The following is a 25,185-nucleotide window of genomic DNA, read 5'->3' as shown; positions in this document are numbered from 1 at the left end:
CCACACCGGTGGCGAGGCTCCAGAGGAAAGCGAAATTGTTCATAGCAATCCAGGAACAACAACATGACCATCAGCAGCGTCGGCGTCGGCTCCAATCTTGACCTGAGCAGCCTCCTCACCCAACTCCAGACGGCTGAAAGCCAGCCGCTGGTGGCGCTCGATGCGACTGCAAAAAGCTATACGAGCAAGCTGTCGGCCTACGGCACGGTGCAGAGCGCGCTCGGCACGCTTCAAGCCGCGGCAAAGAAGCTGGCCGATCCGGCGTTGTTCCAGACCGTGACCGGTACGCCCACGGTGAGCGGAATCCTGTCCGCTTCGTCCACCGACGCGAGTTCGGCGGGCAACTACAACATCACGGTCTCGCAACTGGCGCAGGCTCAATCGGCAATTGCAGCGGGACAGTCGAGCACCACCACGGCCATCGGCAAGGGCAAGATCACGATCGATTTCGGCACTATCACCGGCGGCACCCTGGACGCGGCGACTGGCAAGTACAGCGGTGCCAGCTTCACTGCGGATGCCACGCGCCCCGCAAAGTCGATCACCATCGATTCGAGCAACAACACGTTGAGCGGCATCCGCGACGCCATCAACGCGGCCGATGCGGGCGTCACTGCCAGCATCATCAATGACGGCAGCGGCACACCCTTTCGGCTGGTGCTGGTCTCCTCGCAGACCGGAGAGTCCTCGAGCATGCGGATTTCAGTCGCCGGCGATGCTCCGCTCCAGAACCTCCTGAACAACGACCCGGCAGGCACCCAGAACCTGCAGCAGACGCTCGCGGCACAGAACGCGAAGCTGAACGTCAATGGCATTGCAATCACCAGCGCCACCAACTCCGTCAAGGAAGCCATTCAAGGCACCACGATCAATCTGGTGCAGACCGGTACGACAGGCCTTTCGATGAAGGCGAACACGACATCGGTGACATCCGCAATCAACGACTTCGTCAAGGCCTACAACAGCCTGCAAAGCACCGCGACCAGTTTGACCAGCTACGACGCGGACACCAAGACCGCCGCCGCGCTCGTCGGCGACTCGACCTTGCGCAATCTCCAGACCCGTATTCGCCAGGCGCTCACCGCCCCCCAGAGTGGTGGCCCCAATGACATGAAGGTGCTGACGGAGATCGGTGTGTCGTTCCAGAAGGATGGAACGCTTGCGGTGGACTCGACCAAGCTCTCGAAGGCACTCGACACCAACCTGGAGGGCGTCTCGAAGCTCTTCGCAAGCGATGCCACCGGCACAGCTGGCTATGGCAAGCAGATCTCGTCGATCGTTGACGACCTCAACAAGACGGGCGGCAGCCTTAAGGTGGCGACCGACGGCGTGACTGCCACGATCAAGCAACTCGATGTGCAATACGCCGCGATGCAGACGCGGGTCGACGCCACGATGGACCGCTACCGCACGCAGTTCACGGCCCTCGACGTTCTGGTCAGCAGCATGAACAGCACCATGAACTACCTGACCCAGCAGTTCAACGCCATGAACAACGTGAGCAAGAAGTAAGCAGATTGCGGAGGCTCGTATGTACACATCACACCAATTCAGGTCCGGCGCTGGCGCGTATGCGCGCCTGGGCGTGGAAACGAGCGCGATGAGCGCTTCGCCGCACCAGCTCATCTGCATGCTCTTCGATGGCGCCAAGACGGCGATCGGCATGGCGCGCCACCACATGGTGGCCGGCGAAATCGTCGCCAAGGGCACTGCGATCTCCAATGCCATCGGCATCGTCGACAACGGCCTCAAGGCGAGCCTCGATGCGAATGCGGCAGGGCCTGCCGGAGAGGCGCTGGTGGCGAACCTGTCTGCGCTTTACGACTACATCATCCAGCGGCTCATGTTCGCCAACCTGCGCAACGACGTGCAAGCGCTGGGCGAAGCCGAGCAACTTCTCGAGAGCATCGGCTCGGCATGGCGCGAGATTGACGCCGGTGCTGCACGCGGTTGAAGCGGCTGATGCGGCAATGAAAGACACAAGGGACAACATGTCAATCAGGAGTGAAGTCGTGCATTGCTACGACCAACTGGCTTCGCGCGTCGCGCTCATGGCGGACCTCGCGCGGTCAAAGGAATGGGGTCGGCTTCCCGAACTCGAAGCCCAATGCTCGGCAGTGGTCGACCGGCTCAAGGTGCTGGAGCCGCTCGAGACGCTGGAGCCGGCTCAGCTCGATGAAATCGGGCGGCTGATTGGGCGCATTCGCGCCGACCAGGAAGAAGTGTGCCAACTCGTCAAGCCGCAGATCGTGCAGCTCATCGAACGCATGAGCTTCCTGAGCCAGCAGCGAAGCCTCGGCAAGGCCTACGGCCCTTCGCACTGAATAGCTCGACATCGCCATGATCGGACTGTCCGGATTGATCGACACCCTGCTGACGGCAAAGGCTTTGCCGCGGCTGGATGTGCTCGCGATCAAGGGTGAGGCGGAGATCGGCGCACCCGGCCCGGTGCTCGGTGTGGGCAAAGTCGGCAACGACGTGCGGCTGCCTTCCAATGCCGCGCTCGATCGGCTGATTGCTGCGGGAGCCCCGGGCACGCCGCATCCCGAAGGCGCTCCGCGCTCCGTGCAGGCGGAGCTCTCCGTCACCGCCCGTCTTATCAGCGCGTTGCTGGCGGACCTCCATGGCGACGCAGGTCCTGTGCGCGGCCCGGCGCCGGCATGGCCTTCGGCGCAGAGGCCGTCAGCGGCGGCGGTGGCTGGAGCGCTCTCGCAGACAGTGGCGGAAAGCGGGCTCTTCTACGAATCGCACCTCGCCGAGTTCGCGGCAGGCAGCCGCACGCTGGCGCAAATCGCACGCGAGCCGCAAGCGCAGTGGCCTGGCGCCATGCCGACGAGCACAACGACATCGACGTCGACGGCCCCCGCCGCGGGCGCCTGGAGCGATGTTTCTCAGCAGACCGTCGCATCAACGGGCACTTCGGTGGACACGATCCTCCAGGATGCGTCATCCAGGCAGAGCCCAGCGGACAGTGCCCGCCCCATGCACGCCGATGCGAAGCCGCCGGCCGCCCCGCACTTGCCGAGCGACCATGCGGCTGTTGCGGAGGCGGATGCTGCTCATCCCGACGTTGCTCGCGTGCAGGCGGCTTACCGCTGGAGCGAAGCGGCACCCATCATCGACCGCGATGCCACACCCACAGCCAAGGCGGCCGAAGCGACGGCTTCGCGCCATGTGGCAGCTGCCTCGATTGCCAGCTCGCCGGCTGCGGCCGAGATGATTCATCCGCAGGCAGTGACGCTGGTGCACCAGCAACTCGATTTGCTCGCCACGTCCGTCTTCAGGTGGAATGGCCAGGCTTGGCCCGGTGTGCCGATGGATTGGTCGGTGCATCAACAGACCGAAGAGCGCGCAGACCGCGGATACAACGAAGGGCGTGGCGCCGGCGAGGAAGAAGCCCCGCGGCCATGGTCGACTACCGTAGCGCTCGACTTGCCGCGCCTCGGCGCCGTGGATCTTCGCTTGAGCCTCAGTGGCGACAGCGTGCAAGCACGACTGAAAGCGCGCGACGCGTCGACGGTCGAGCGCATGCGCGCCGATGGCGGCGAACTCTCGCGGCGCATGAAGACCGCGGGACTGCGCCTGCAGGAGCTTCACGTCGAGGCCATGGAGCCGCAGCCATGAACGCATTGGCCGACGATCGCCGTGGCGCCGTGGCGCTGTCTCATGCGGATTCCTCCAAGGCGCCGGTCGTGGTGGCGAAGGGCTACGGGGTGGTGGCGGAATCGATCATGCGAGAGGCCAGGGCGAACGGGCTCTACGTCCATTCCTCACCGGAGCTGGTCAAGCTCTTGATGCAAGTGAACCTCGATCGCCAGATCCCGCCGGCGCTGTACCTCGCCGTCGCCGAGGTCATGGTGTGGATTCACGGTCTCGAAGGTGACGCTCAAGCGTCACGGGCGCGTGCGGCATGAAATATTTCACGCTCTATTTATGGAATCTTGTGGTTCGACATGAATGAAATTTCATTGAGAAGGTTTTGAATTAAGCCGGCATTCAGGAAAGTAAATCTGTCCTTAATACTTTTTTAATACTCCAATTGAACGCTGTCGGATGTTTAGATGTATGCCTTTGTCTTACATAAAGAATACAAAAGGCTTTGCATGTGCCCCGAGGCTGACGGGCTTGTAAGAAAAGTCTCACTTTCCGCGATAGTGTTGGATGAGTGTTAAAGATTGTAAATTTTGTGTTTAGACTAGATACCGAACCAAACGGAGTGCAGAGTGGAATTGGAAAATGACAGCGGCGCGAACAATGGCGAAATCTCGAAAGAGATAGGCGACATTAATCTCGCTTATATGCTGCTTGCACAGAAGCTTGCCAAACAAGATCGTGCTGCGGCGATGTACAGATTGGGTGTGGGTCGTGAATTGGCCGATTTGCTCGCAAATATGTCGCTCACGCAGATCGTCAAATTGGCAGCTTCGAATTTTCTGCTTTGCAGTTTTCGGCTCGACGATCACCCCATGTTCGCCGTCTTTGGCGAAGGCAAGGACTCGACCCTGCAGCAGGCGCACATGGCCATCCTGATGGCGGCCCGGCAAATGCAGGCACGCGAAACGGGCGCAATGGCATGACCAAGAAAAGCGTTCTCGGCGAAGTTCGCCAGGTTCAATTGGCAATTGAGCTCATCGAGCTCGGCGCCCGTCTTCAATTCCTGGAGGCGGAAGTCGGGCTCAGTCGCGAGCGCTTGATCAGGCTCTACAAGGAATTGAAGGGTGTTTCGCCGCCCAAGGGCCTTTTGCCGTTTTCAACCGACTGGTACATGACCTGGCTGGCGAATATCCACTCGTCGATGTTCTACAACATGTACCGCTTCATGCTGGTGGAAGCCAATGAAAGCGAACTCCAGGCGTTGATCAAGAGCTATCGGCTCTATATGGAGCAAATCGAGGCGCACGGGGGCGAAGTCGTGCTGGATTTCACACGTGCCTACACGATGGTCCGCTTTTTCGACAGCGACATGCTCCAGTTGAGCGCCTGCAGCCGTTGCGGCGGGCAATTCGTCGCGCATGCGCACGACAACAAGCGCGGCTATGTGTGTGTTCTCTGCCGGCCGCCTTCGCGTGCGGGCAAGGCGCGCGGCCCCAAGCGCATCGACCTCGACCCGGAGGCGCAAGCCGCTTCCGACGCCTCGCTTCCGCCGCTGGCGGAACCCGTCCTGTCTGCCACAGGGGACGCCGCCCGCTGAACAGGTCTGGTCGAAATCCAGGCTTTCAGGCTTTTTGAATTGACGCCTCAGGGCGAAGGGGACTCGTGTGCTCGTGCTGGTTGGATATCTGGTGGTCCTCGGGGCCGTGTTCGGGGGTTACGCCATCATGGGCGGGCATTTTGGCGTCCTGTTCCAGCCGGTCGAGTTGCTGATGATCGGCGGCTCCGCACTCGGTGCCTTCATCGCCGGCAACAACGGCAAAGTCATCAAGGCGACGATGAAGGAACTGCCGTTGCTGCTGCGTACGTCCAAGCACAACCGGCAGCTCTATATGGACCTACTCGCGCTGCTGTATGAGTTGCTCGCCAAGGCACGCAAGGAAGGAATGATGCGGCTGGAGAACGACGTCGAGTCGCCGGCCGAAAGCGAGATCTTCAACCGCTACCCGTCGATCATGGCGGACGCGGGCGTGATGGAGTTCCTCTGCGACTACCTGCGCCTGCTCATCAGCGGCAACACCGACGCTTTCGAGATCGAGGCGCTGATGGACCACGAAATCGAGACCATCCGCCACGAGGCCGAAGTGCCTTCGCACAGCCTCGCGCGCGTGGCCGATGCACTGCCTGCGCTGGGCATCGTCGCGGCAGTGCTGGGCGTTGTGCATGCACTGGGTTCGGCCAACCTGCCGCCGTCGGAGATGGGCGCGCTGATTGCGCACGCGATGGTCGGTACCTTTCTCGGCGTGCTGCTGGCCTATGGCTTCGTGACGCCGCTGGCGACCGTGATCGACCAGAAGGTGGAAGAGGGCATGAAGGTCTACCAGTGCGCCAAGGTCACGCTGCTCGCCAGCCTGAATGGCTACGCACCGCAGTTGGCCGTGGAGTTCGGCCGCAAGGTGCTCTTCTCGACAGAGCGCCCGTCATTCACCGAGCTGGACGACCACGTCCGCGAAGTCAAGGCGCGTTGACGTGTCCGCAGACAAGAACCGCATCATCGTCAAGCGGGTTGCCGCGGGCGACGGCGGCGGCCATCACGGCGGCGGCTGGAAGATCGCCTATGCCGACTTCATGACGGCCATGATGGCCTTCTTTCTCGTCATGTGGCTCTTGTCGATTTCGTCGCCCAAGCAGCGCGAGGGCATTGCCGAGCACTTCCGCATGCCATTGAAAGTCGCGCTGGCCGGCGGCGAGAAGAGCAGCCTGAGCACCAGCATGATTCCTGGCGGCGGCGCCGACGTCATGCAGACCGAAGGTGAAGTGAAGCTCTCCGACGCCGAACGCGAGGAGATGGAGGACGCCACACGGTTGGCCGACATGAAGAAGCGGCTGGATTCCCTCATCGAGAACAGCCCCGTCTTCAAGCAATTCCGCTCGCAGATCCTGATCGACATCACCACGGAGGGCCTTCGCCTGCAGATCGTGGACAGCGACAAGCGCCCCATGTTCGATCTCGCCAGCGCGCGCGTGGTGCCGCACATGCGCGCGATCCTGCGCGAACTCGGCCCGACGCTGAACGACCTGCCGAACAAGATCACGCTGTCGGGACACACCGATGCGATCGTCTACTCCAATGGAGACAAGGCCTACGGCAATTGGGAGCTGTCGGCGGACCGCGCGAACGCGTCGCGGCGCGAGCTCGTCACCGGCGGCATGACCGAAGGCAAGGTCCTGCGCGTGGTCGGCCTGGCCGACAGCATGCATCTGGACAACGCGAACCCGCGCAATCCGATCAACCGACGCATCAGCATCATCCTGCTCAACCGGCAGACGCAGGATCGCATCGAACGCGAGAACAGCGGCGAAGTCGCCACCACCAGGGCCGGCACGTCGCTGTCCACCGACGCAGGCGGCGACATCGTGAAGTCGTCGTCTCTCAAGCCTTCAGCAGCGACGCAATAACAGCGGAACATCAAGATGGACCTCAGCCAGTTTTCCCAAGCATTCTTTGTCGAAGCCATCGAGCTTCTGGCGCAGATGGAGCAACTGCTCCTCGAAATCGACGTGGCCTCGCCGGACAGCGAGCAACTCAACGCCATCTTTCGCGCGGCCCATTCGATCAAGGGCGGCGCGGCCACCTTCGGCTTCACTGCGTTGACCGAAACGACGCACCTGCTGGAGAACCTCCTGGACCGGGCACGCCACGGGCAGCTTCGCCTGAGCGGTCCGATGATCGATGCCTTTTTGGAAACGAAGGACGCCTTGCTAGAACAACTCAACGCCTATCAGGCGGGCAAAGAGCCCGAGCCCGCGCGAGTCGCGCAGATCTGCGCGGTGCTTCAGCAACTCGCACTTGAAAACAGCGGCGGGGACAAGCCCGGCGCCGCTCCAGTGGCCGCTCCGGCGCCCGCGCCCGTTGCAGCGCCTGCCGCAGCCCCGGGCACGTTGTGCATCCGCCTGTCGGGCCTGTCGGACAGCGAATGCGATCTGCTGGCGGACGAACTGGGCAACCTCGGCAAGGTCGCATCGCGCACGCGCACCAACGATCAGCTGACCGTGATGCTCGAGACCACCTGCGAGCCGGACGACATCATTGCCGTTTGCTGCTTCGTCATCGATGAATCGCAGATCGACATTGCGCGGGGCGCTGCCGCAGAAGCTGCACCGGCTCCAGCATTGCCAGCGGCTGAACCAGCCGTGGCGCAGCCCGCCGAGAGCGCAAAGCCGCAGGCAGCGGCGGTTGCATCACCGGTCGCATCACCGGTCGCACAGGCAGCACAGCCGGCGGCGCAGGGCGGCAAGGAATCCAGCTCCATCCGCGTGGACGTCGAGAAGGTCGACCAGCTCATCAACCTCGTCGGCGAACTCGTCATCACGCAATCGATGCTGACGCAGGCGGCCACCATGCTCGACCCTGTGGCGTACGAGCGCTTCCTGAGCGGCCTCGGCCATCTGGAGCGCAACGCGCGCGACCTGCAGGAATCGGTCATGTCGATTCGCATGATGCCGATGGACTACGTCTTCAGCCGCTTCCCGCGCGTGATCCGCGACGTCAGCGCCAAGCTGGGCAAGCAGGTCCGGCTGGACACCTTCGGCAAGGAGACGGAGCTCGACAAGGGCTTGATCGAACGCATCGTCGACCCGCTCACGCACCTCGTGCGCAACAGCCTCGACCATGGCATCGAGACGCCAGACGTCCGGCTCGCGAAAGGCAAGGACGCTACAGGCCAACTGCTACTGTCCGCGCAGCATCACGGCGGCAACATCGTGATCGAAGTGAGCGACGACGGCGCCGGGCTCAATCGCGAGAAGATCCTTGCCAAGGCCATTCAACAGGGCCTGCCGGTCAACGAGTCGATGCCCGACGAAGAAGTCTGGCAGCTGATTTTTGCGCCGGGCTTTTCGACGGCCGAGCAGATCACCGACATCTCGGGACGCGGCGTCGGAATGGATGTGGTCAAGCGCAACATCCAGGAGATGGGCGGCCACGTGGAAATCCACTCGCGCGGCGGACACGGCACCACCACGCGCATCGTGCTGCCGCTGACGCTGGCGATCCTCAACGGCATGTCCGTCAAGGTCGGCAATGAAGCCTACATCCTGCCCTTGAGCTACGTCATCGAGTCGCTGCAGCCGCTGCCGGACCATCTGCATTCGATCACGAGCGACGGCCACGTCATCAAGGTGCGCGGCGAATACCTGCCGCTGATCGAACTGCATCGCGTCTTCGACGTCGCCGCCGCGCAGGTGAATCCGACACAGGGCATTCTCGTCATCGTGCAGGCCGACGACACACGCTTTGCGTTGATGGTCGACGAACTCCTCGGTCAGCACCAGGTGGTGGTGAAGAACCTGGAGACCAACTACCGCAAGGTCCCCGGAATTTCCGCGGCAACCATTCTTGGCGACGGCAGCGTGGCTTTCATCATCGACGTCGCAGCCATGCCCCGTATCCAGCGCGCGCAGGCCGCAGGTGCCGCGGCACTGGCCGGTGCTTCGAGGATGACGGCGATCGCTGCCTAATCCTTTCCATGCATTGCCCCGGCCATCCTGTTGAGACGGGGTGCTTGATTCAAGTTTCTGACGGAGACCCCCGCAATGCGCTTTGACTTTTTCCGCCGCCCGGTATCGACGGATGGCACGATTGTTCCCGGGGCCGCGCCGGGCCAGACTGATGAGAACGCCGGCCGGAGTGTCGAAGACGCGCTGCTGTCATCCGAGTCCAACGGCTACATCAGCTATGCGCTGCAGCTCGACGCACAAATGCGCGTCAAGGGCTACCGCTTCGGCTGGCGTGCCGTCGGCGACGATTCGACTTTGCCGGATGCTTCGGCCCAGTTCAGGGCGCTGCTGTCGTGCATCTCCAAACACCTTGTCGCTGCCAACGGTGGCTGGCGGCTTGGGCAGCTTGTCGCGTTTCTGGACGTGACGGTCGACGCGCTCTTTCTCAACGAGTTGCAGAGCCTCCCATCCGGCAACGTGGTCCTCTGCATGGGAATGGAAGACATGGCGGATGCGGACACGCGTTCGATGCTGCTCTTCCTGCGTGAGCAGGGCTTCAGCTTCATGCTGAGGGGCGCCAAGGCGCTGCCGAGCGAGCCTGAGTTACTGGAGATCGTCACGCACCTGGACGTCGGCGAGGGCGATCCGGAACTGATCGCGCAGATCCGGCTCAACGAAGAGCCTGGCCGCCCGCCCATGCAGTTGATCGCAACTCGCATGAAGGCTTGGAGCGACTTCGAGGCACTGGCCGGTCGGCGCGTGGATGTCTTCGTCGACGGAACACAGGGCCGTCCGCTGGCGGAGCTCACCGGCGACTCGCTGCAGCCCGAGTCGGTGCTCATCGTGCGCCTGATGCACATGCTCCAGCGCAACGAGAACGTGCGCTCCATCGAATCGGCTCTGAAGCGCGATGCGGCACTGACCTACCGCCTGCTGCGCCACATCAACTCACCGGCCATCGGAGCGGGCGTGGAGATCACCTCCTTGCGCCATGCGGTGGCCATGCTGGGCTATTCGCCGCTTTTTCGGTGGCTGTCGATACTGCTTGCCACCAGCAACAGGGCGAGCTCGCCGTTCATGATGAAGCAGGCGATCTTGCGCGGACGCTTCGTCGAGCTGATGGGGCAGGGCATGCTGCCTCCGAGCGAATCCGACAACCTGTTCGTCGTTGGGATGCTCTCGCTCATCGATCAACTGCTGGGCATTCCGATGGCGGAAGTGCTCGCCAAGGTGCAACTCGCCGATTCGGTGCAACAGGCGATCCTCGAGCGCAAGGGCGTCTATGCGCCGTTTCTTGCGCTGGTGGAGGCCTGCGAGACCGACGGCGCGGAAGCCGCGCGCCGCGCAGAAGCGCTCTTCGTGAGTGCCGGCCAGGTGAACGCGGTTCATCTTGCCGCGATGGTCTGGTCGCACGAGGCCAGCGCACTCGACCGCACGGACTGAGCCCGCCGCATGTTGCGATATGCGCCGCAAATGCCCCCTTGATCGACCCATTGCGACGAGAGCCTGCTATGTACATTGAAAGCCATGCACAGACATCGGCCGTGAACACTGAATTCCATTTCACCGACAGCGACTTCTCGAAGATCAGGACGCTCATTCATCGTCGCGCGGGCATCGCGCTCGGCGAGCAGAAGCGGCAGATGGTCTACAGCCGGCTTTCGCGCCGGCTTCGGGAACTGCAGCTCTCGGGCTTCTCGTCATACCTCGACCTGCTTGAATCTCGTCAGGACGGCGAGGAGTGGCAGTCGTTCATCAATTCGCTGACGACCAATCTGACCTCGTTCTTTCGTGAGGCCCATCACTTTCCGGTGTTGGCCGAGCATGCGCGCAAGCTGCAGCAGCCGATCACCATCTGGTGCTCGGCCGCGTCGACCGGCGAGGAGCCCTATTCGATTGCCATCACCCTGATTGAGGCGCTCGGGGAGCGCGCGGCTTCGGCGAAGGTGATCGCGACGGACATCGACACGGCGGTGCTTGCCAAGGCGGCGGCCGGCGTCTTCACGAGCGAGCAGGTCGCGCGGCTCTCGCCGGAACGCCTTCGGCGCTTCTTCAACAAGGGCACAGGTTGCAACGCCGGCAAGGTGCGCATCCGCCCCGAGGTGGCCGCCATGGTGAAGTTCTCGCGGCTCAACCTGCTCGACCCGTCGTGGTCGGTCAAGGACCCGGTGGACGCGATCTTCTGCCGCAACGTGATGATCTATTTCGACAAGCCGACGCAGAAGAAGGTGCTGGACCGCTTCGCGCCGTTGCTGAAGCCCGGCGGCCTGCTGTTTGCCGGCCATTCGGAAAACGCTTCGCTCGTGAACCAGACCTTCAAGCCGCTGGGCCACACGGTGTACGAACTCGCACGAGGCGGGGCCAAGGTGTCCCCATGACCGCCGTGCCGGGCGCGGTCGCGACCCACCACTACTTCGATCGCGACGTCGGCGAGATGGCAGTGAAGCTGTTGCCTTCGGAGTACTACGTGACGACGACCGATACGGTGCTGACGACGGTGCTGGGCTCATGCGTGGCGGCGTGCATTGTGGACATCGACAACGGAGTGGCGGGCATGAACCACTTCATGCTGCCCGAGGAAGGCGATTCGACCGCGCGCGACCAGACCGAATCCATGCGCTATGGCGCCTATGCAATGGACGTGCTCATTCGCGAACTGATCCGCTCGGGTGCGCGCCGCGATCGCCTGCAGGCCAAGGTGTTCGGCGGCGCGGCGGTGCTCGCGAACATGACCACGCTCAACATCGGCGATCGCAATGCGGACTTCGTGCTGCGCTACCTGAACGCCGAGCGAATCAGCGTCGCCGCACAGGATCTGCGGGGGCAGCACGCGCGACGCGTGTGCTTCATGCCGGCCAGTGGAAAGGCCGTGGTGCGAAAGCTCCGCGCAAGCGCCGATGTGCAGTTGATTCAAAAAGAAGAGGGCGAGCTTTTTCGCAAGCTGGCCGCGCCTCGCGCAGGCCTCAGCCCTTACAAGTCCAACAATTCCGCGGCCGAGACGATGTCCGTGGCCAAGAACAAAGGCAACTGGTGAGCGCGAACAAGATCAAGGTGCTGTGCGTCGACGATTCGGCGCTGATACGCAGCGTGATGACCGAAATCATCAACAGCCAGCCCGATATGGTGGTGGTTGGCACCGCGGCCGATCCGCTGGTGGCGCGCGACCTCATCAAGGTTACGAACCCCGACGTGCTGACACTCGACGTCGAGATGCCGCGCATGGACGGGCTCGAATTCCTCGACAAGCTCATGCGCCTGCGGCCGATGCCGGTGGTGATGGTGTCTTCGTTGACCGAACGCGGCTCGGAGATCGCGCTGCGTGCCCTGGAGCTCGGTGCCATCGACTTCGTCACCAAGCCGAGGCTCGGCGTGCGCGACGGCCTGCTCAACTACACGGAGCTGATCACGGGGAAGATCCGTACTGCCTTCAGCGCGCGCCTGCTGCCTTCACGCCATGGCGGACCGGCGAAGTCGACGGGCGATGCTCCGCCGGAAGCGCTGCTGCGCAGCCCTCTGCTGAGTACCGAAAAGCTCATCATCATCGGCGCGTCGACCGGTGGCACCGAAGCCATTCGCGAGGTGCTGCAGCCATTGCCGCCGGATTGTCCGGCGGTGCTCATCGCGCAGCACATGCCGGCGGGATTCACGCGCTCTTTCGCGCAGCGCCTGGACGGGCTCTGCCGCATCACCGTCAAGGAGGCCGAGCACGGCGAGCGTGTGCTGCCTGGCTATGCCTACATCGCGCCTGGCGCATTCCATCTCTCCTTGGGCCGCAGCGGCGCGAACTACGTTGCGCATCTCGATCAGGAGCCGCCGGTGAACCGCCATCGCCCCTCCATCGACGTGCTGTTCGACTCGGCGGCCAAGCACGCCGGCAAGAACGCCATCGGGATGATCCTCACCGGCATGGGCAGGGACGGTGCCGAAGGCTTGCTGCGCATGAAACGGGCCGGCGCCTACACGCTGGCGCAGGACGAGGCGAGCTGCGTCGTCTTCGGCATGCCGAAGGAGGCGATTGCATTGGGTGCGGCTGATGAAGTCGCACCACTGGGAGAAATGAGCCGGCGCGTGCTGGCGCATTTGCGCACTTTCGGTGCGCGTACGAATCGGGTTTGAAACGAACTGTTGGAGTGAGAGAAATCGTGATCGACAAGAGCATCAAAATTTTGGTTGTGGATGACTTCCCCACCATGCGGCGCATCGTGCGCAATCTTCTGAAAGAACTCGACTTCCTCAATGTCGACGAAGCGGAAGACGGCGCCGCCGGCATCGAGAAGCTGCGCGGCGGCAATTTCGGTTTCGTGGTGTCGGACTGGAACATGCCGAACATGGACGGCCTCACGATGCTGCAGACCATTCGTGCCGACCCCGAGTTGGGCAAGCTGCCCGTGCTGATGGTGACCGCCGAAGCCAAGAAGGAAAACATCGTCGCTGCGGCCCAGGCCGGTGCAAACGGCTATGTGGTCAAGCCATTCACGGCCGCAACGCTCGAAGAGAAGATCACCAAGATCTTCGAGAAATTGAACAAGTAAGGGGCAAGCCATGAACCCAAACCCCTCCGAACGAGAACAGGGGAACACCGCCGAGCAACTGCTGGGCCGCATCGGGCAGTTGACGCGCCAATTGCGCGAAGGCATGCGCGAGCTGGGCCTGGACAAGCAGGTGGAAAAGGCCGCTCAGGCCATCCCCGGCGCAAGGGACCGGCTCAACTATGTCGCCGAGACCACCGAGCGCGCGGCGCATCGGGCGCTCAATGCCATCGACGTGGCGCAGCCGCTCCAGGAAGGCCTCGCGACCGATGCGAAAGGATTGAGCAAACGCTGGGACGAATGGTTTGCGAACCCGATCGAGCTGGACCACGCGCGCGAACTGGTGATGGACACGCGCGGCTACCTCCAGGACGTGCCGCAGAAGGCGAGCGCCATCAACTCGCAGCTCATGGAAATCCTCATGGCGCAGGATTTCCAGGATCTGACCGGCCAGGTCATCAAGAAGATGATGGAAGTGGTCAACGAGGTCGAGACGCAACTGCTGCAGGTGCTGATCGACAACTCGCCCGCCGAGAAGCGACAGGAAATCAGCAGCAACAACCTGATGAACGGGCCGCAGATCGTGCCGGGGAATCCCGACGCGGTAACGGACCAGTCGCAGGTCGACGACCTGCTGGAAAGCCTCGGCTTCTGATCACTTGATTCGCAGAGAAGGAGGGCGATAGCACGCTTGATCGGGCGATTGTTCGGTGCCCACGAATCGAATAATCAGCCATGGCTGAGGAAAGCGATCTCGAAAAAACCGAACCGGCTTCTGCGCGGCGCCTGGAGAAGGCGCGCGAAGAAGGCAACGTGGCCCGCTCGCGGGAACTGACCACGTTCGTGATGCTGGGCACGGCCATCGCAGGCCTGTGGTTCTCGGCAGCGTCCCTCGGTGGCACCATGGACGCTGCGCTCCGCAAGGGCTTGCACTTCGAACGCGACGCGGTGTTCGATCCGTCGCAGATGATGCTGCGCACCGGAGAGATGGCACTGCAAACGCTGCTGGCCCTCGCCCCTCTTTTCGCGATGATGGTAGTGGCCGCCGTCGTCGCACCGATGCTGCTTGGCGGTTGGCTGTTCTCGGGCAAGGCGGTCTCGCCCAACTTCGGCAAGCTCAATCCCTTGGCCGGCGTGGCGCGCATGTTCTCCACGCAATCGCTGGTGGAGCTGACCAAGGCACTGGCCAAGTCGATGCTGATCGGCGGCGTGGCATACCTGGTCATCTCACGCAACATTGCCGGGGTGATCCAGCTGACGGCGCTTCCGGCCAGCGCCGCACTGCCGCAAACCATGATGTTCGTCGGACGCAACTGCGCGTTGATTGCAGGCGCACTGCTGCTGGTTGCGCTGATCGACGTGCCCTGGCAGCTGTGGACCTACTACCGCAAGCTGCGCATGTCGCGCGAAGACCTTCGCCAGGAGCACAAGGAGAGCGAAGGCGACCCGCACATCAAGGCGCAGATTCGCCGCCAACAGCAGGCGGTTGCCCGGCGCCGGATGATGTCCGAAGTGCCCAAGGCGGACATCATCGTGACGAACCCCACGCACTTTGCCGTGGCACTGAAATACGTCGACAGCGACATGCGCGCCCCTCGCGTGGTGGCCAAGGGCACCGATCAGGTGGCCCTGCGCATCCGTGAGATCGCTGCAGCCAACAAGGTTGCGATCCTCGAAGCGCCGCCTCTTACGCGGGCGCTCTACAAGCACACCAAGCTGGGCGACGAGATCCCGTCGGGCCTCTATACGGCCGTGGCCGAGGTGCTCGCATGGGTCTACCAGCTCAAGCGCTGGAAGGACGAAGGCGGCGAAGCGCCGCGAACGCCGCGCGACCTGCCGATCCCTGAATCACTCGAATACACCGTGAAGGCCGCATGAACTCGATGGCAAACCTGATGCGTCTGCCGACGCAAATGTTCTCCGGCAGCCAATTCAAGGGGCTGGCCGGGCCGATCCTCATCATCATGATCCTGAGCATGATGGTGCTGCCGCTGCCGGCCTTCTTGCTGGACCTGCTGTTCACCTTCAACATCGCGATGTCGGTGATGGTGCTGCTGGTGAGCATGTACACCATGAAGGCGCTGGACTTCGCCGCCTTTCCCGCAGTGCTGCTGTTCTCCACGCTTCTGCGGCTGTCGCTCAACGTGGCGTCGACCCGCGTGGTGCTGATGCATGGGCACACCGGGCCCGACGCGGCAGGCAAGGTGATCGAGGCCTTCGGGCACTTCCTGGTCGGCGGCAACTTCGCAGTGGGCGTGATGGTGTTCATCATCTTGGTGCTTATCAACTTCATGGTGATCACCAAGGGTGCGGGCCGCATCGCGGAAGTCGGCGCCCGCTTCATGCTGGATGCGATGCCGGGCAAGCAGATGGCGATCGATGCCGACCTGAACGCCGGCCTGATCGGCGAAGACGTCGCACGCAAGCGCCGTACCGAAGTCGCGCAGGAAGCGGACTTCTATGGCTCGATGGACGGTGCGAGCAAGTTCGTTCGTGGTGATGCGGTTGCCGGCTTGCTGATCATGGTCATCAACATCATCGGCGGGCTCGTCGTTGGCGTGGTTCAGCATGGCCTCGACTTTTCGACGGCCGGAACGACCTACACGCTGCTCGCGATCGGCGACGGCCTGGTCGCGCAGATTCCGGCGCTGGTGATCTCGACCGCGGCCGGCGTGATCGTGTCGCGCGTCGCGACGGACGAGGACGTGGGCCGGCAACTGACGGGCCAGCTCTTCTCGAACCCGCAAGTGCTGTTTCTGACCGCCGGGATCATCGGCCTGATGGGCATGATCCCGGGCATGCCGAACCTGGCCTTCCTGCTGATCGCGGGCGGCCTGGCCTGGACCGGCCGGCGTGTGTTCCTCCGCAAGCCGGTCGTGACCGCGGAGCAGACGGCTGCGGCGCAGGCTGCGGTGATGCCGTCGCCCGAAGCGGCGGAGGCCACCTGGGACGACGTTGCGTTGGTCGATCCGCTGGGCATGGAAGTCGGCTATCGCCTGATCCCGCTGGTGGACCAGTCGCAGCAAGGCGAACTGCTCGGCCGCATCAAGAGTATCCGCAAGAAGATTGCGCAGGAGATCGGCTTCCTCGTTCCAGTGGTCCACATTCGGGACAACCTGGAGATCAAGCCGAACAGCTACGTCATCAGCCTCAAGGGTGTGGAGATTGGGCGCGGCGAGGCTTTCCCCAACCAGTGGATGGCGATCAACCCCGGTCAGGTCACCGGCACCTTGACGGGAACCGTGACGCAGGACCCGGCCTTCGGCCTGCCGGCGGTGTGGATCGACGGCAACCTGCGCCAGCAAGCGCAGATCTACGGCTACACGGTGGTCGATGCCTGCACGGTGATGGCGACGCACCTGAACCACCTGATCCAGACGCATGCTGCCGAACTGCTCGGCCGCCAGGAAGTTCAGCAACTGATCGACCAGATCGCCAAGACGGCGCCCAAGCTCACCGAGGACCTCGTGCCGAAGGTCGTCTCGCTGAGCACGCTGCACAAGGTGCTGCAGAACCTGCTCGACGAGGAAGTCTCGATCCGCGACATGCGCACGATCCTCGACGTGATGGCCGAGCACGCGCCGACCGTGAAGGACGCGACCGAACTCACGACGCTGGCGCGCCTCGCGCTGGGCCGCGCGATCGTGCAGCACCTGTTCCCCGGCGACACGGAATTGCAGGTCATCGGGCTCGACGGTTCGCTCGACGGCGTGCTGCAGCAGGCGATGACCAGCAGCAGCGGCATCGAGCCCGGACTCGCCGACAACCTGCTGCGCCAGACACAGGCAGCCATCGCACGACAGGAGCAGATGGGCCTTGCACCGGTGCTCGTCGTTCAGCACGGCTTGCGCGTCCTGCTTTCCCGTTTCCTGCGGCGCAGCCTGCCGCAACTTAAGGTGCTCTCCCATGCGGAGATCCCTGACGCTCGCAACATCAAAGTCACCGCCACCATTGGAGGAAGAGGTTGAGTATTTCTACAGACGTGCGGGCCACGGCCCGCAAATTCGTTGCCACGACCAGTCGTGAAGCACTGCGCCTGGTGCGCGAAGCCCTCGGCGCCGAGGCCATCGTGTTGAGCAATCGGGCGCTGCCCGACGGCGTCGAGATCGTGGCGATGGTCGAAGGCGACGTTACGCAGGCGCTCCGAAGCGCAGTGCCGATGGTGTCCGCGAAGGCCGCTGAGCCGACTGCTTCGCCGACGCCGACGGCGCCGGTTGCGCCGATGGCGCCGGTCCAGCCAGCTGTGCCGCCGGTTGCAGTGGCGGCAAAGGCCGAGCCAGAGGCCGCGCCTGTTCACACCGACGTTGTTCTCAACGAACTGCATTCCATGCGCGGCATGCTCGAAGAGCAACTCGCAAGCGTCGTGTGGAACGACAAGCAGCGGCAGGATCCCGTGCGTGGCCGCCTGCTGCGAACGCTGCTCGGTGCCGGCTTCAGCGCGCGCCTGTCGAAGGCCATGCTGGAAAAGCTGCCCACAGGCCAGACCTACGGGCAAGGCATGGCCTTCGCCCGGGCCGAGTTGATTCGCGCCGTGCCCGTGTTTGAAGACGAAGATGCCCTGCTGGCGCAAGGCGGGGTGTATGCGCTGATGGGACCCACTGGTGTCGGCAAGACCACCACGACCGCCAAGCTGGCCGCGCGCTGCGTGATGCGCTTCGGCGCCGACAAGCTGGCGCTGGTGACCACCGACAGCTATCGCATCGGCGCCTACGAGCAATTGCGCATCTACGGACAAATCCTCAACGTGCCGGTATACGGCGTGAAGGACGCTGCCGATCTGCACCTCGTGCTGCAGGACCTGCGTGACAAGCACATGGTGCTCATCGACACCGTCGGCATGAGCCAGCGCGACCGTGCGGTCTCGGATCAGATCGCGATGCTCTGCAACAGCCATCGGCCCGTCAAGCGGCTGCTGCTGTTGAATGCAACGAGCCACGGCGACACGCTCAATGAAGTCGTACACGCCTATCGCCATGGCGGCGGCAACGAGCTGGCCGGCTGTATCTTCACCAAGGTTGACGAGGCCACGCATCCGGGTGCGCTCATCGACACCGTGATCCGCCACCGGCTCCCGGTGCACTACATCTCCAGCGGCCAGAAGGTGCCGGAGAACCTGATGCAGGCCGATCGCGCACAGTTGGTGGACAGTGTGTTCCAGCCTCGCCGGCACAACCCGCTCTTCGTGCCCGCGGAGATCGACATGCAGGACGAGCCTTCGGGCGCGGCGCCATCGGCGCAAGTCGTCCAGGCACGCGCGGAAGCCGACCGGCTTCGCACGCAATACCAGAACCTCATCCGCGCCATGGCGCACGACGCGCAAGAGCTGGCGACCGCCGCCGGTGCGCTCGCTGGCGCGCCGATCGGCTTCGAGGCAGCACGCCGCCTCTGGCGCAATGCGGGTGACGAAGGCGTCGTCCAGAAGACAGTGCTGCAGGACCTCATGACGCACGCTCGCGGCGAGATCGCGGGCGGTTGCGATCAGCATGTGTTGGCGCTGAGCGGACAAGTCGGCCTGCGTTCGAACGAAGGCGGCGATGCCTATGAATGCCAGGGCAGCCTTCTGATGTCGGATCGCACCGGCCAACCGCTTTCCGCTCCCAACCAGTGGCTGTCGACAGCGGCTGTCGGTGGCGGCGCCGATGCGCGACGCAAGCCCGGCGCGCGACAGGTGCAATGGCTCCGGCAGCAGGATTTCGGCAAAGCGCTCGTGCATGTGCTGCCGCGCCTGCCCGCCTTCGAGTTCATGGCTGAATGGCAGGCGCAAGGGCAGAAGTGGTTTGCGCGCGCGCCGGGCTCGACGGGCGTGATCGATCCGCAGAACGGCGCATCGAGCAAGCTGTCGCGTCTCGAATATGCGTTCGGTGAGGCGAGGGTGGTGATGTTCCGCGGCAAGGCGGCGATGCAGTGCGAAGCCCATGTCGAAGTGCAGCTTCGCGGCGTCCCTGACCAATGCACTGTGCCGACGTTGCGCTGCGTGGTGACGCGCGTGACCGATGCGCGGGGCAACAAGATCATCGCGCAGACGTATCTGCTGTCGAACATCGGCATGCATGTATCGGCCCGGCAGCTCGCACAGTGGCAGGCATGGGCTGCCGAAGTGGAGCCGTGCTTCCGGCTGATCCGCCAGGGCGTGCAACTCGTCGGCGGCATCGGTGAACTGGGTGACCCCGACATGATGAAGCGGCTGTTGATCGCCGGACAAGTCGGCACGACCGTCTGGCGTCTGCTGCATGCAGACGGCGAGTGGGCCGAGCGCACGCGAATGCTGCTCAACCAGTTGACGGGGCGTCCTGTGCGGTCGAGCCGGCCTTTGACCGGAAACGCGCTGTATGTCGGCGTGAGCAAGCTCTTCCTGTTGCTGGAGGCGCTCGGGACCGAATCGACCGCGCCTACGCAGCAGCCGAAGCCGATGGAGAAGCAAGATTGAGGAGCGCTGTATGACCAAGCTGGTGACCGACCAGGCGGACGGACTGCGCCGCCTCCTGTCGCACACGCCCACGCGGGTGATTGCCGTTGCGGGCATGCGCCGCGGCGACGGTGCGACGACCGCCGCCATGAACCTGGGTGCGGCCCTCGTGCATCAGGGGAAGGACGTCCTGCTGCTTGACGAGCATCATCCCGCCGCCGATTCCGCGGCCGCGCTGTGGGCGGTCGAGCCGCCAGGCTTGCTCGCCGACGTGGCCGATCGCCGCTTGACGTGCGCTGGTGCGGCAGCCCGCGCCGGTTGCGGTGTCGACGTGCTGCCAGCGCCGATCGGCATGGTGCATGCGAAAGCGGATGTGCGTTCGCTGTGCCGCGGTGGCGTCGTCCTGATCGATGCCGCGCTCGATGCCGAGGGGCGGTTGTCAGTGCTCGCGCAGGGTGCGGACGAACTGGTGCTCGTGCTGCAACCCAATGCCGCTTCAGTGACCACCGCGTACTCGGGCATCAAGAGGCTGCACTACGCACACGGATTGAAGCAGTTGCGCTTCCTGGTAAACAAGGCTTCGAACGCCGAAGAGGCGCACACGGTCATGGGCAACCTCGCCAACACCGGCAGCCGCTACCTCGCTGTCTCGCTGGAGCCCGCCGGCTGGGTTCGCGCAGATGCACACCTTGCGGACGCACGGCGATTGAGCCAGACGATGGTGGAGGCCTTTCCGGCCAGCCCCGTCGCGGTGGACTTCCGCCGCGTCGCCAGCGACATGGGCCAATGGCCGTGGCGCATGCCCGCGCAAGCCACGCGCGAACGCCGCATTGCAACTTCGATTGCTGGTGCGACCCGCGCGTCGCGCGCAGTCGCCGCCTGAACAGCAAAACCTGAACATCGGAACAAGGACCGGACGTGTACACCGCTCAGGGAACCATCGAGAAGTCCCATCTTCTGGAGCAGCATCAGCCGCTCGTGCGGCGCATCGCACTGCAGATGATCGCCAAGCTGCCCGCCAGCGTCGAACTCGACGACCTCATTCAGGCCGGCATGATCGGCCTGCTCGATGCATCGTCGCGCTATCAGGACAACAAGGGCGCGCAGTTCGAGACCTTCGTCAGCCAGCGCATCCGCGGCGCGATGCTCGACGAACTGCGCGCCAGCGACTGGGGGTCGAGAGGCTTGCGCCAATCGGCGCGCGGCGTCGAGAAGGCCATCCAGAAGCTGGAGCACCGCCTTGGACGCTCCCCGACTGAAGGCGAGATCGCCAAGGAGCTGAAGATGGACCTGGAGGGCTATCAGTCGCTGCTGCAGGAGATCCAGGGTTGCCAATTGCTCTACGTCGAAGATTTTGCGAAGGGAGACGCGGAGAACCCGTTCCTCGATTTGCACGCGCAGGATGCACGGCGGGGCCAGCGCGACAGCGACGATCCGCTGGAGCAACTGCTGGAAAGCGGATTTCGGCATCAGCTCGTCGATGCCATCTCGGCCCTGCCAGAGCGCGACCAGTTGCTGCTGAATCTCTACTACGAGGAAGAACTCAACCTGCGCGAGATCGGCGCGATCCTCGAGGTGAGCCAGAGTCGCGTCTGTCAACTGCACAGCCAGGCGATCAGTCGCCTGAGAGCTCGGCTCAAGGAGCTGCTCTGAAGGGGTGCGCTATGTGCGCGAGGGGGACGGAGCCCTGAGGCCTGCGAACTCCGTTCTCGGAAATTCTTCTTCTTGCAGGGATGACTGCGCGGGCCGCTCGCCTGGCAGCCCGGAGAATTCCGTTCGAGCGAATAGCTCGGGAGCGTGGAGCGCGGCATCACTGGCGCTTGGTGCTGCCGATGCGTGCGACGGCGCCTCGAGGAAGTTTGGCGGTGCAACGCTGACAGGTGTCGCAGCCTGCCGCATCCGGGCGTTCTCCCGAAGGCGCGCGAGCTCTGCGCGCAGATCATCCATTTGCCGCATTCCGGAGGCGGGCGTTGTCGGCGCGGGCGGCGCTTCGACTGCGGGGGGCTCGAACAGAGTGGCCAGTTCCGGCTCGAGCGGTGTTTCCTCGATGACCGTGATTCCTGCATCGGGCGCTTGCTCCTCGCCATGCGCCTGCTCGGGCTCGCGTGGGGCAGGACGGTGCTCGCTCGGACCTTGCACAGCGGCACGCAATGCAGCCAGCCTGGCCGCGAGCTCCGCCTCCTCATCGTCATCGTCGTCATTGACCTGATCGTCAACTTCGCCGCGCTGACGGGGGACGATCGGCGCGCGCACTGACTCGCGCTTGGCTTCCGGGGTCGGAGTGGAGGGAGCATCCGGCAACAGCCGACGAAGGGCTGCCAACTTGCTGAAGCTGAGCATCGCTAGGAACACCGACGCGGTCGCGCCGACAAAGCTGAAGCCGCCCAATAAAGGCGCCCAGCCGACGCAGGCGATGCCCAAAGCGAGAGAGACGAGTCCGAGGATGGCGAAGCGATAGCCGACGCGGTTGTTGTTCATGGAGTTCCAAGCGTTTCAACCGGATTCTCCGAACGGCGAGTGGTTTTTGGCTCGCGGGGTGCTGGATTTAGTACTGAAGTATGCCTATTACTTCACGTAGGCGCGGGGGAAAGAGGCGCAGGTTTCAATGCTGAGAGGTGGTCGGGCCGGTCAACAAGCCGGCGACGGGTACAAGCGCGGCCCTGAACGTTCATGGGGCTGCCGAGCCACGAGCAACTGAACACGAACTGGGTCCCGTCACCGGCCAATGCTCAGGACGAAGTCGAAGGTTGGCCAACGGCTGCCTCCTTTTTGGTCCGTAGCCAGTGCTCATAGTCGGCAAGGTACTCCGCAAATGCGCTGCGATCGACTTCAGCGAGTGCTTTGAACATGCGTCGTTGTTCATCGACGCTGGGGAGTGCCTTCAATATGTCTGCGAAGCTGCTGCCGAGAGTATTTCGAACCTCTTCTGACAGGTCCGCTTCAGAGTACGTATATAGCGGTGTATTCAGCCATTTTTCAATCTCTTCCCTCGGATAGGCGAGTGGAACAAGGTGACGATCCAGGATTCGAACAAGAGGTGGATCGTTGTCTTCTCTTTTTCCGAACTGCTCTACGTATTGCGGAAATCTTGAAAGAGCCCCCGAGTAGTTGAAACTCAGCGGCTCCTGTGTTGCTCCAGGTTGTCCGCTTTGCAGGAAGAAGATCCAGGAGCGAGTGCAACGGACTGCTTCCGTCAGCTCCGCACGGATTACCAGCACCGCGGTGAACTCGGTGGGTTCGAGCTTGTCGGAGAAATACGATGTCTGCGCAAGTGTGCGGGTCACTGCCGCTTCGAAGTCTTCGAGCCACCTAATCGCCTCCTTTCGATATTTATCGAATTGATCGATCTGCTGTTTGACCACGGCTCGGGAAAACTTTAGATCCTCCAACTTCGCGATGTCCCATTCGATCGCTTTAGCGTGGGATTTGTGCGCGATCGCAAGCAGAGTGGGGGCGAAGGCGTTGTCTCGTTCCATCGCTTGAAAATTGATCCAGCTCATCAGCAACGGCCTGGCAAGGGCGCGGAAGTCTTCCAACAGCACCGAAAGCGTGACTTGACGAAGGTCTCGCAGCTTGTTTCGGCGTCGGCGTTCGATCAAAGTCGCGGTAAGCGGCGCCACGATAAGGACGCTGACGACGCCCGAAACAAGGCTTGATCCAAACACAAGCTTCAAGAGACTCCAGGTGTCTTCGAGCATGCTGCGTCCTCCGTCCTAGTCGCAGACTGTAGACGATCCGGTTGCCATTCGCTATTGACGCTGGTGTGGTCGCCGGGTTCTGAATTCAAGTTCATGGCGCCAGCAGCCGCCAGACATCGGCGCATCCCCGAGTGCGGAACCAGAGGCCTTTCGCCACTGTGTTCCATAGGCAGGCCCGAAGCTCGTCTTCCAAGACCTCGAGTTGCAGAGCTTTCTGCATCGGCTTGTGTTCCATGCGTTGGAGAAAAGATGCGAGGCGCCCATGCCGCTTGAACTTGCCTGCAGTTGCCTAAGGAAGACCAAAAACAAAAAAAGTCCGCTATCGATTTGATAGCGGACTTTTTTACCTGCGATTGGTGCCGGAGAGATGAATCGAACACCCGACCTTCTCATTACGAATGAGCTGCTCTACCGACTGAGCTACACCGGCTAAGCTCGCGATTATAGCGTCTCGTGATAGCCAGTCACTCGCTCGACTTCATTCTTTGACCCCAACACAACAGCAACGCGTTCGTGCAGTTTCGAAGGCTCCAGATCGAGGATGCGTGTGCGCCCGTTGGTGGCCGCGCCGCCGGCCTGTTCGACGAGCCAGCTCATCGGATTGGCCTCGTACATCAAGCGCAGCTTGCCTGCCTTTTCAGGCTCGCGCTTGTCCCACGGGTACATGAAGATGCCGCCGCGCATCAGGATGCGATGCACGTCGGTCACCATGCTGGCGATCCAGCGCATGTTGAAGTCCTTGCCGCGCGGGCCTTCCTTGCCGGCGAGGCATTCGTCGATGTAGCGCTTCACCGGGGCGTCCCAGTGGCGCATGTTGCTCATGTTGATCGCGAATTCCTTGGTGTCGGCCGGGATCTGGATGTCTTCCTGCGTGAGCATGAAGGAGCCTTGCTCGCGATCGAGCGTGAACATCGCGACGCCCGCGCCGACTGTCAGCACCAGCGTGGTCTGCGGGCCGTAGATGCAGTAGCCCGCAGCAACCTGTTTGCTGCCCGCCTGGAGGAAATCGCTTTCCTGAACACCGGGCGTGTCGTCCGCCTTCTTGAGCACGCTGAAGATGGTGCCGATGCTCACGTTCACATCGATGTTGCTCGATCCGTCGAGGGGATCGAAGAGGAGCAAGTATTCGCCTTGCGGATAGCGGTTGGGCACGACGTAGATGCTGTCCATCTCCTCGCTCGCCATCGCGGCGAGATGGCCGCCCCATTCGTTGGCTTCGATGAGCACTTCGTTGGCGATGATGTCGAGCTTCTTCTGTACTTCGCCTTGCACGTTCTCGCTGCCGGCCGAGCCGAGTACGCCGCCGAGCGCGCCTTTGTTGACGGCTTGGCTGATGCTCTTGCAGGCGCGGGCGACCACTTCGAGAAGCAGGCGCAACTGGCCGGGGATCAACCCGTCGGCGCGCTGTTGTTCGACGAGGTAGCGGGTGAGTGAAATCTTGTGTTGAGCCATGTAGGGAGGT

The 25,185-nt window shown here is 63.0% G+C and carries 24 protein-coding genes and 1 tRNA gene; 21 read left to right on the top strand and 4 right to left on the bottom strand.

The window, feature by feature from the left end; all coding sequences use genetic code 11:
* The first annotated feature begins 63 nt into the window (after positions 1–63).
* The 21 genes from fliD (at position 64) to AC1DEK_RS20180 (ending at position 21,678) form a co-directional block, all read left to right on the top strand.
* Positions 64–1,512, top strand: coding sequence for a flagellar filament capping protein FliD (fliD, locus tag AC1DEK_RS20280; protein ID WP_478127059.1), 1,449 nt, complete (start codon positions 64–66; stop codon positions 1,510–1,512).
* A 19-nt stretch (positions 1,513–1,531) separates the two neighbouring features.
* Entirely contained in the window at positions 1,532–1,954 is a 423-nt protein-coding gene (gene fliS / locus AC1DEK_RS20275; RefSeq protein ID WP_478127058.1) for a flagellar export chaperone FliS, read from the top strand.
* A 37-nt stretch (positions 1,955–1,991) separates the two neighbouring features.
* The gene (locus AC1DEK_RS20270; RefSeq protein ID WP_478127057.1) at positions 1,992–2,324 is read left to right on the top strand and encodes a flagellar protein FliT; all 333 of its coding nucleotides are present in this window, start codon (positions 1,992–1,994) and stop codon (positions 2,322–2,324) included.
* Positions 2,325–2,340: 16 nt separating this feature from the next.
* Entirely contained in the window at positions 2,341–3,624 is a 1,284-nt protein-coding gene (gene fliK, locus AC1DEK_RS20265; protein WP_478127056.1) for a flagellar hook-length control protein FliK, read from the top strand.
* Positions 3,621–3,914, top strand: a complete 294-nt coding sequence (locus tag AC1DEK_RS20260) for an EscU/YscU/HrcU family type III secretion system export apparatus switch protein (protein WP_478127055.1) — start codon at positions 3,621–3,623, stop codon at positions 3,912–3,914. Before fliK ends, AC1DEK_RS20260 begins: the two co-directional genes overlap by 4 nt.
* Positions 3,915–4,223: 309 nt before the next feature.
* The gene (gene flhD / locus AC1DEK_RS20255) at positions 4,224–4,577 is read left to right on the top strand and encodes a flagellar transcriptional regulator FlhD (protein ID WP_478127054.1); all 354 of its coding nucleotides are present in this window, start codon (positions 4,224–4,226) and stop codon (positions 4,575–4,577) included.
* The gene (gene flhC / locus AC1DEK_RS20250) at positions 4,574–5,191 is read left to right on the top strand and encodes a flagellar transcriptional regulator FlhC (RefSeq protein WP_478127053.1); all 618 of its coding nucleotides are present in this window, start codon (positions 4,574–4,576) and stop codon (positions 5,189–5,191) included. The genes flhD and flhC overlap by 4 nt, the downstream gene beginning before the upstream one ends.
* 67 nt (positions 5,192–5,258) lie before the next feature.
* A complete protein-coding gene (motA, locus tag AC1DEK_RS20245) occupies positions 5,259–6,119 on the top strand; it encodes a flagellar motor stator protein MotA (RefSeq protein ID WP_478127052.1) in 861 nt (286 codons plus the stop codon).
* Between the two features lies 1 nt (position 6,120).
* A complete protein-coding gene (gene motB, locus AC1DEK_RS20240) occupies positions 6,121–7,050 on the top strand; it encodes a flagellar motor protein MotB (RefSeq protein ID WP_478127051.1) in 930 nt (309 codons plus the stop codon).
* Between the two features lie 15 nt (positions 7,051–7,065).
* Positions 7,066–9,111 carry a chemotaxis protein CheA gene (cheA, locus tag AC1DEK_RS20235; protein ID WP_478127050.1) on the top strand — a complete coding sequence of 682 codons (2,046 nt, stop codon included), beginning with the start codon at positions 7,066–7,068 and terminating at the stop codon, positions 9,109–9,111.
* A gap of 75 nt (positions 9,112–9,186) precedes the next feature.
* The gene (locus AC1DEK_RS20230; RefSeq protein ID WP_478127049.1) at positions 9,187–10,533 is read left to right on the top strand and encodes an EAL and HDOD domain-containing protein; all 1,347 of its coding nucleotides are present in this window, start codon (positions 9,187–9,189) and stop codon (positions 10,531–10,533) included.
* 68 nt (positions 10,534–10,601) lie between these two features.
* Positions 10,602–11,468: a CheR family methyltransferase gene (locus AC1DEK_RS20225; RefSeq protein WP_478127048.1), complete on the top strand. Its 867-nt coding sequence runs from the start codon at positions 10,602–10,604 to the stop codon at positions 11,466–11,468.
* Positions 11,465–12,124 (top strand): chemoreceptor glutamine deamidase CheD, encoded by a 660-nt coding sequence (cheD, locus tag AC1DEK_RS20220; protein WP_478127047.1) that lies wholly within the window; start codon positions 11,465–11,467, stop codon positions 12,122–12,124. Before AC1DEK_RS20225 ends, cheD begins: the two co-directional genes overlap by 4 nt.
* A 56-nt stretch (positions 12,125–12,180) precedes the next feature.
* Positions 12,181–13,206 carry a protein-glutamate methylesterase/protein-glutamine glutaminase gene (locus AC1DEK_RS20215; protein WP_478127094.1) on the top strand — a complete coding sequence of 342 codons (1,026 nt, stop codon included), beginning with the start codon at positions 12,181–12,183 and terminating at the stop codon, positions 13,204–13,206.
* 29 nt (positions 13,207–13,235) lie between these two features.
* Positions 13,236–13,622, top strand: coding sequence for a chemotaxis response regulator CheY (cheY, locus tag AC1DEK_RS20210; RefSeq protein WP_478127093.1), 387 nt, complete (start codon positions 13,236–13,238; stop codon positions 13,620–13,622).
* 10 nt (positions 13,623–13,632) lie between these two features.
* On the top strand, positions 13,633–14,274 hold the full coding sequence (gene cheZ / locus AC1DEK_RS20205) for a protein phosphatase CheZ (protein WP_478127046.1): 642 nt from the start codon (positions 13,633–13,635) through the stop codon (positions 14,272–14,274).
* 80 nt (positions 14,275–14,354) lie between these two features.
* Positions 14,355–15,497: a flagellar biosynthesis protein FlhB gene (flhB, locus tag AC1DEK_RS20200; RefSeq protein ID WP_478127045.1), complete on the top strand. Its 1,143-nt coding sequence runs from the start codon at positions 14,355–14,357 to the stop codon at positions 15,495–15,497.
* The gene (gene flhA / locus AC1DEK_RS20195; RefSeq protein WP_478127044.1) at positions 15,494–17,587 is read left to right on the top strand and encodes a flagellar biosynthesis protein FlhA; all 2,094 of its coding nucleotides are present in this window, start codon (positions 15,494–15,496) and stop codon (positions 17,585–17,587) included. Before flhB ends, flhA begins: the two co-directional genes overlap by 4 nt.
* Positions 17,584–20,046 carry a flagellar biosynthesis protein FlhF gene (gene flhF, locus AC1DEK_RS20190; RefSeq protein ID WP_478127043.1) on the top strand — a complete coding sequence of 821 codons (2,463 nt, stop codon included), beginning with the start codon at positions 17,584–17,586 and terminating at the stop codon, positions 20,044–20,046. The genes flhA and flhF overlap by 4 nt, the downstream gene beginning before the upstream one ends.
* Positions 20,047–20,056: 10 nt before the next feature.
* Complete coding sequence (locus AC1DEK_RS20185) at positions 20,057–20,908, top strand: MinD/ParA family ATP-binding protein (RefSeq protein WP_478127042.1); 852 nt, start codon at positions 20,057–20,059, stop codon at positions 20,906–20,908.
* Between the two features lie 35 nt (positions 20,909–20,943).
* On the top strand, positions 20,944–21,678 hold the full coding sequence (locus AC1DEK_RS20180; RefSeq protein ID WP_478127041.1) for an RNA polymerase sigma factor FliA: 735 nt from the start codon (positions 20,944–20,946) through the stop codon (positions 21,676–21,678).
* Between the two features lie 9 nt (positions 21,679–21,687).
* On the opposite strand, the gene AC1DEK_RS20175 is transcribed toward AC1DEK_RS20180, so the two are convergent.
* The 4 genes from AC1DEK_RS20175 to AC1DEK_RS20160 all read right to left on the bottom strand — a co-directional run bounded on the left by AC1DEK_RS20175 (position 21,688) and on the right by AC1DEK_RS20160 (position 25,175).
* Complete coding sequence (locus AC1DEK_RS20175; protein ID WP_478127040.1) at positions 21,688–22,503, bottom strand: hypothetical protein; 816 nt, start codon at positions 22,501–22,503, stop codon at positions 21,688–21,690.
* A gap of 251 nt (positions 22,504–22,754) precedes the next feature.
* The gene (locus AC1DEK_RS20170; RefSeq protein ID WP_478127039.1) at positions 22,755–23,723 is read right to left on the bottom strand and encodes a hypothetical protein; all 969 of its coding nucleotides are present in this window, start codon (positions 23,721–23,723) and stop codon (positions 22,755–22,757) included.
* A 354-nt stretch (positions 23,724–24,077) separates the two neighbouring features.
* Positions 24,078–24,153, bottom strand: a tRNA-Thr gene (locus tag AC1DEK_RS20165).
* Between the two features lie 11 nt (positions 24,154–24,164).
* Positions 24,165–25,175 carry a class 1 fructose-bisphosphatase gene (locus AC1DEK_RS20160; protein WP_478127038.1) on the bottom strand — a complete coding sequence of 337 codons (1,011 nt, stop codon included), beginning with the start codon at positions 25,173–25,175 and terminating at the stop codon, positions 24,165–24,167.
* Positions 25,176–25,185 lie beyond the last annotated feature (10 nt).

The organism is Variovorax sp. 10N420 (assembly GCF_056394705.1).
The sequence above is the reverse complement of the archived record's forward strand: the minus strand, read 5'-3'. Positions and strand labels throughout refer to the sequence as shown.